The organism is Ruficoccus amylovorans (assembly GCF_014230085.1).
Taxonomy (GTDB): domain Bacteria; phylum Verrucomicrobiota; class Verrucomicrobiia; order Opitutales; family Cerasicoccaceae; genus Ruficoccus; species Ruficoccus amylovorans.
Genome location: NZ_JACHVB010000029.1, coordinates 1 through 6,364 on the forward strand (window position 1 = coordinate 1; position 6,364 = coordinate 6,364).

A 6,364-nucleotide genomic window follows, 5' to 3' on the forward strand; every position below is an offset into this window, starting at 1 on the left:
GGCCACTTCGATTAAGGGAGTCATTTTGCTTGAGCCGTTCAGCTATGAGATTTCAGATGCCTGGAAGGGGGCTTGATGGGCAGTTGCAGGGAGTTGCGGTGGTTGTTTTGGCCTCAGATTGAGGCGTTTGGCGGCGATTTTCTCCCGATTGTGTAGGCTCAGCCCCTGGCATGGAACATGGCATAGCGGTCGAGGTTGTAGGTGAGGTTGGTAAGGGCGGTTTCGAAGCGACATCGTCTCTGGCCGATACGTCGGAAGCGGTCGCCGCCGAACTGGGCGATGCGGCCGAAGGCGTGTTCGACGCGGGAGCGGATGCGGCTCTTTTGCCTGTTGGCACGCTTTTGTTCACGGCTGAGCGGACGGGCGGCAGTGCCCTTTTCGCAGATGTTGGCGAGCATGGCGAAGCCTTTGAGCAGCGCGGCGATGAACGGCCCGACGTAAGCGCTGTCGGCCCACAGCACGGCCTCGCGGTCGCTCTCACGCAGCAGTTTCCCGACCGGTTGGGAGTCGTGGACGGCGGCGTTTGTGACGGTGAAGGTCTCGATAAACTTGCTGGCCGCATCGACTTTGACGTGGTTCTTGTATCCAAAATAGGATACATGGTTCTTCTGCGTCCAACGCGCATCGAGATCCTTCTGGCAGGCCCGGCGCGGCCTCTTGGCGATGCGTTCGGGCACCTCGCCGCGCTTGATCTGTTCGTTCTCATGGCGGCGGTTGCGCTGCTTGGGAGCCTCGATAAAACTGGCGTCGATGATCTTGCCGCAACTGGCGATCAAGCCCTGAGTGCGCAGTTGCTCGTTGAACAACTCGAACACAGCAACCATCCCCTCGGCTCCAAGGCGTTCCTTAAAGGACCAGATCGTCGCGTGATCGGGAGAACCATCGCCGGGGCGTAGCCCCACAAAGCGCAGAAAGCTGAAGCGATCAAGAATCTGAAACTCTGTCTCTTGGTCCGATAGGTCAAAGAAGCGCTGCAATACCAGCACCTTGAGCATCAAAACCGGACACCACGGAATGCGCCCACCCTTGCTTTGGTCGCCGTAGGAAAGGCGCTCCTCAAGCAACGCACGAAACGTCTCCCAATCGATCACATCAAGCCGATCCAGGCTGCTCTTACGCTGCGAAGCGCTGTCCGCGTGTTTCAAAATGTCGAAGAGATTGCTTTGGCTGCTACCAGTCTTTACGCGCATATCAGATTGTCTCCAGTTGTCGCAAAGAAGGCGAGGTTAATCGAAGTGGCCTTAAACGATTACAATAAAGGTATAGAGTATGATTATTATCAGTATGGAGTGTATATGAATACTGGGTATGTGTCTGGGAGCAACCCAGTTGGATTTGTTCCTTCTGCTGGAATTGCGCAAGAGGTAGACGCAAATGACGATTATGCTTTATATGCAGGTATTGATGGCTGTCAGTATGGTCCTCCAACTGAAATTTATTATGTCGATGTTACATTACGACTGAGCGATCCGGTTTCTATTATGGATGGCATATGGGATGAGGATGAGCCGGGTACTAGTACAATGTCTTATATTGATGAAGTCGTTCCGGAATCACGGGGAGCTGGAACTTCGGTAGAGATTCAAGTGTCTGGACAACGCTCTCAGTATGACAATTACCAATGGACCCCAAGTGGGTGTGGTGATTGGGAATTCACGCCTGTGTATTTGCGTTGGGAGCTGGAAAAAGGTGAAGACTATGACTCTGGAGAGCAAGTGCGCGGGCGGAAGTTGGAGTTTGAGCCCGATGAGAATGGTATGTATACCTTAAAGGGGACGGTTGAGGCGGTGGAAGGATACTACACCAAATTCCTCTACATGGAGGCGAAGCGTAACTGCTCATCGATGCCCGCGGGCGGAGGGAACGGTGGATCCGGTAGTGCCTACTTTAATTTCGGCTTGGGAGAGCTGAGTGCTACGCAGGGGGCAGGCTCGCTGGGTTTCTATGTTGATGCGATCAATCAGGAGACATACTCACCGGCTATTCTTGGTTATGGCTGGCGCAGTGGTGTCAGCATTCTCAAGCACCCGGTTGATGGTAGCCTGCGTCAGATTATGGCGCCGCAGGCACAAGTAGATGTCGTACGTGCGTCGAGTGGTCTGGCTGTGGGGTACGACGCTGGCACCACCTATGCGGCTGGAGACGAGGTGCTTTATCAGGATTATGTATATGTTTCTCTGCTGGGGGCTAATGCCGGAAATAACCCGCTTGAGGAACCATCCTATTGGGCGCGGAAAGCTCCTGATCTTGACGAGGGCACTTATGAGGCTGGGGATCAGGTCTGGTATCGGAATGTGATCTGGGAAGCGACGGGGCCGGTCACGGTCACCATTTCCGGCGGCGTTTTTGATTTTGATGAAAACGATTGGACTGCGATCTACAAGCCGGGGGCGTTCGAGGTTCGCTTTTATCGTCCGGGAAGTTTTGAGGCAGCGCCGGATAGTGTTACTGGACTCTATCCGCTTGTCAGTGGAGCTAATCCATTTGTGACCTATGTGGTCAGCAATCCGACTCCGTCTGCTTCCGAACCGGACCAGCTCAAGGTGGAGGAAATCCGTTCCGGTGCGAGTGTGAATGTTTACCATTGGACGCAAACGGGCAACACTTGGAGCTATGCGGAGGGGGGCAACTTGATCTTGACCGAGCTGACCCGGAGCGGGGCATTTGACGAGAATGCCCCTGTGGGGACGACCCGGACGGAACGTCGCAAGTTGAAAAATGGAAGTGGTGAGGTTGCATCGGATGTATTGAAAACTTACGAGATGTTCCCTTGGGGAGAGGAACTGATCTCGGAGGCGCAGGACCCCGAGGGGGTGAACCGGGTAACTCGCTACTATTATCACGATGAGGACAGTGGTGCGCCCGGCTATGGGCGGCTGAAACTGAGGGTGGGGCCCTTTGGCAACTGGGATTACTGGATCTATGATGCTGACGGGCGTCAAATTAAGACAGTCTCTCAGTTTAAAAACACTTCTGCTCCTGGCGGTGACACCCTGCCTTCCTCTGTGGACGAGAGTAGTAATCGGGTGGTTTCGCACACGTTTAATGAGGATGCTGATGCCGGTTGGAATGCGTCCTTGGGGGAATTACGCCGGACAGTGACCTATGTGCAAGGGAATGAGGTTAGTAGGGGCTACCAGATTAGGTACGAGGAGCGTGAGATTGAGCGTATTCAGGGAATTGATACCGAGGTCAAAATCGTAACCTACGTCGATTGTACAGTTCCCGGCGCGGCCTTGGGAGCCGCCTCCAATCTGGTCACCGTTGAACGTACGATTGATGAGTTTGATCTCAAGGGGCAGCCCTTCAGCATCGAGCGCCCCGATGGTACGATGACCCGGTATTCCTACTCCTACGATACTTCCAGTAGTGAAACGATGGACTGGCTCGTGACAACCAGGGAGGAAGGCACCTATGTTTACACCCCTCTGCTGGAGTTTGAGCCCTTTTTGCGTGAGGTTACGGTTGTGGACGGAGTGGGCAATCTGCAATCCCGTGAGAGCTTCCGGTTTGATGAGAGTGGCGAGCCCTTTACCGTAGATCTTGAAGTGGTCAACGGACACGATTCTGAGACGGGCCGTCCGACTTCTATTATCTATTTGGATGGTACGACTCGTGATATGGCCTATGCCTGCTGTGGGCTGGCTTGGGAGTTGAGTCGAGATGGAGAATACACCCAATACACCTATGACGATGCGGGGCGCGTAGTGGAGGCCCTCAAAGGGGATGGCCTGACAAGTTACGATCTGGACGCTGCTGGTCGCGCAGTGCGGACTACATTCAGTAAGGGTAGTGCTTCGACAGAAACTACCTCGACCTACAACAAGGCTGGTGAGCTTGTGTCCAGTATGGATGTGATGGGGCGAATCACGGACCGCATCAAGGATACCGTTACTGCTGCTGGTGAAACCTTTGTTCGTGAACGCGTGTCCTTCCCTTATCTGCCAGGGCAGGCCCCAGTCTGGGCAACCACGACTCTCAGCTATCAGGATGGCTCGCTCTATCAGGTCAGCGGCCCTTCTACAATGGCTCGCCGGTACAGTTATTCTTCAGCCGTGCCGGGGGAAGAGGCTACGACTGAGACTTTTCTGAAGCCGGACCTGAGTGCCTCGGGCGAGTATAGCACAACCGTGACGGACATGTTGGGGCGTACGCGAACGGTTCTGCAACCGGCTCTCGCTCCCGGGGGGGCGGGCGAGGCGCAGACCAGCTACAGTTACAATGCCTTGGGGCAACTAGTCTCAATGGAAGATCCAACCGGCGTCACAACCTTTTACGTGTACGATGATGAGGGGCAGTTGTGGAAAACCTATGTGGGGGATGATGTTGAGGGGCCGGTGCAGACGACAACCATCAGCTACGGGCCTGCTTCGTGGGATAGCGGAGTGCGGGTTCGCAAGACGACTTCTGTGAGTGGGGATGATGTTTCAGGGGCGCAAGTCACCGAGGTCAGCCTCGACGATCTTACCACTGTCACAACTCAGTACGGACTGACGGCGACAACGGTTACGGCATTGACCCCTGCCGTGCCGGTGGGCGGATCGGGTGGCTATGCTCCGGCCACCCGTACGGTCACGACGAGCATTGCCGACGCCGTTGGGGGCTTTGTCTCGAAAACAATTACCGTTTACGCGGATGGCCAAGTGGTCTCCAGTGCAAGCTATGACGCTCAGGGCGCCATGCTTGATCAGACTCAGTACACTTACAGCGACTTGGGTGCTCCGCATACCGTGAGCGATGCCTTCGGTGTCACGACCTACAGTTATCTGGCTAATGGTCGTCTCGAGAGTGTGACGACGCCTGTGGCGGTTGAGGGATCCAGTCTCCCCGGTGACCAGGCACAGACGACTTCCTATGCCTATAGCGATGCCCCGGATGGGAGCATGACGAGGACAATCACCTTGCCGGACGGAAGAATACAGACCGAGGAATACTATCCGGATGGACAACTCAAGCGTCGCAGCGGGTCGAGAACCTACCCGGTAGAGTATGCTTATGACTACGCGGGTCGCATGGCCACGATGAAGACTTGGCAGGATTACCCTTCGGGGGTTCCGGTTGTTACCCATTGGGTTTATAATGCTCGCGGGCTTTTGCAGGAGAAATACTACGCCTACGAGGTGGGGAATCCCGGCACTCCTGACCTGAGCTATACATACGACGATGCCGGCCGACTGAAGACTCGGACCGGTGGTCGTGGGATTGTTACGGCTTATTCCTACGACCCGGACTACGGCTATCAGACGGGCATATCCTACAGTGATGGTAAGACTCCAGCCATCAGCTATACGCAGTATGACCGCAGCGGGCGAATCGGAGCCATAACCGATAGGACTGGCACGCGAACGCTTGTTTATGGGGATGGTCGGATTGTCTCGGAGACCTATGAAGCGGACGGGGAGCCCTGGGATGGTTTTGCGGTTGAGAGGACATTTGATGCGGCCACTCGCCCGAACACGGTCAGCCTTTCCGATGGCACCAGTCCGCTGCACGCAGTGCAGTACGGCTTCGACGGTGTCACAGGGCGTCTGGAGACGATTGGCTTCAGTCAGGGCGGTCAGGTGCACACGGCGGCATACGGTTATCGCCCCGGTAGCGCTCTGGTGGAAAATGTGGTGCAGTCCCGTGGGGCTGCGGAAGTGCTTGCCGTTCACCGTCAGTATGATAATCTTGGTCGTCTAAGGAGCCTGAGTTATGGTATTCCTCATCAGCAACTGGGTATGACCTACGCATACAATGCGGCGAACCAGCGGACTGCGGCCACTCTGGGCAGCGGAGAGTACTGGCTTTACGGTTACGATGCGTTGGGGCAAGTCACCAGCGCTGCGAAGTACCTGCCTGGTGCGCAACCAATTCCCGGCTACGTGTTCAATTACGGGTTTGACGATATCGGTAACCGTACTCAGGCCGGGCGGGATGGGAATACAACCCGTCGTCAGGTGTATTATGCCGGAGCCGATGCCACCGGGACAAACGGTGCCAATCCGCTTAACCAGTACGGCAGTCGCAGCGTGCCTCGCGTCCTTGGAGTGCTGGGGTCTGCTCACCCGGCGGCGGAAGTGACGGTTAATGCGGAGACGGCCACCCGTACAGGAGAGTACTTCCAGGCACTCTTGGATTACTCCGGGGAAACAAGTCCAAATGCTGCCCGGCAGGAGAGTATCGCGATCCAGGGAACCTACTCAGGGCAGGGGAGTGGTGGTGCCGATGCTGTCGCCGAGGCTGAAGCCAGCGCCTACCTACCTCCCAACCCGGAAAACTTTATATACGATGACGACGGGAACTTGTCCAACGACTCTCGTTGGGTGTATACTTGGGATGGTGAAAATCGCCTTATTGCGATGGAGCCAACTTCTGTGGCAGC

The 6,364-nt window shown here is 55.7% G+C and carries 1 protein-coding gene and 1 pseudogene; one reads left to right on the forward strand and one right to left on the reverse strand.

Annotated elements, in window-relative coordinates; all coding sequences use genetic code 11:
* Nucleotides 1–158: 158 nt before the first annotated feature.
* Nucleotides 159–1,190 carry an IS5 family transposase gene (locus tag H5P28_RS10215; protein ID WP_185675592.1) on the reverse strand — a complete coding sequence of 344 codons (1,032 nt, stop codon included), beginning with the start codon at nucleotides 1,188–1,190 and terminating at the stop codon, nucleotides 159–161.
* A 567-nt stretch (nucleotides 1,191–1,757) separates the two neighbouring features.
* Between H5P28_RS10215 and H5P28_RS10220 the strand changes: the two are divergent.
* Nucleotides 1,758–6,364: pseudogene (locus H5P28_RS10220) on the forward strand (RHS repeat protein); the annotation flags it as partial.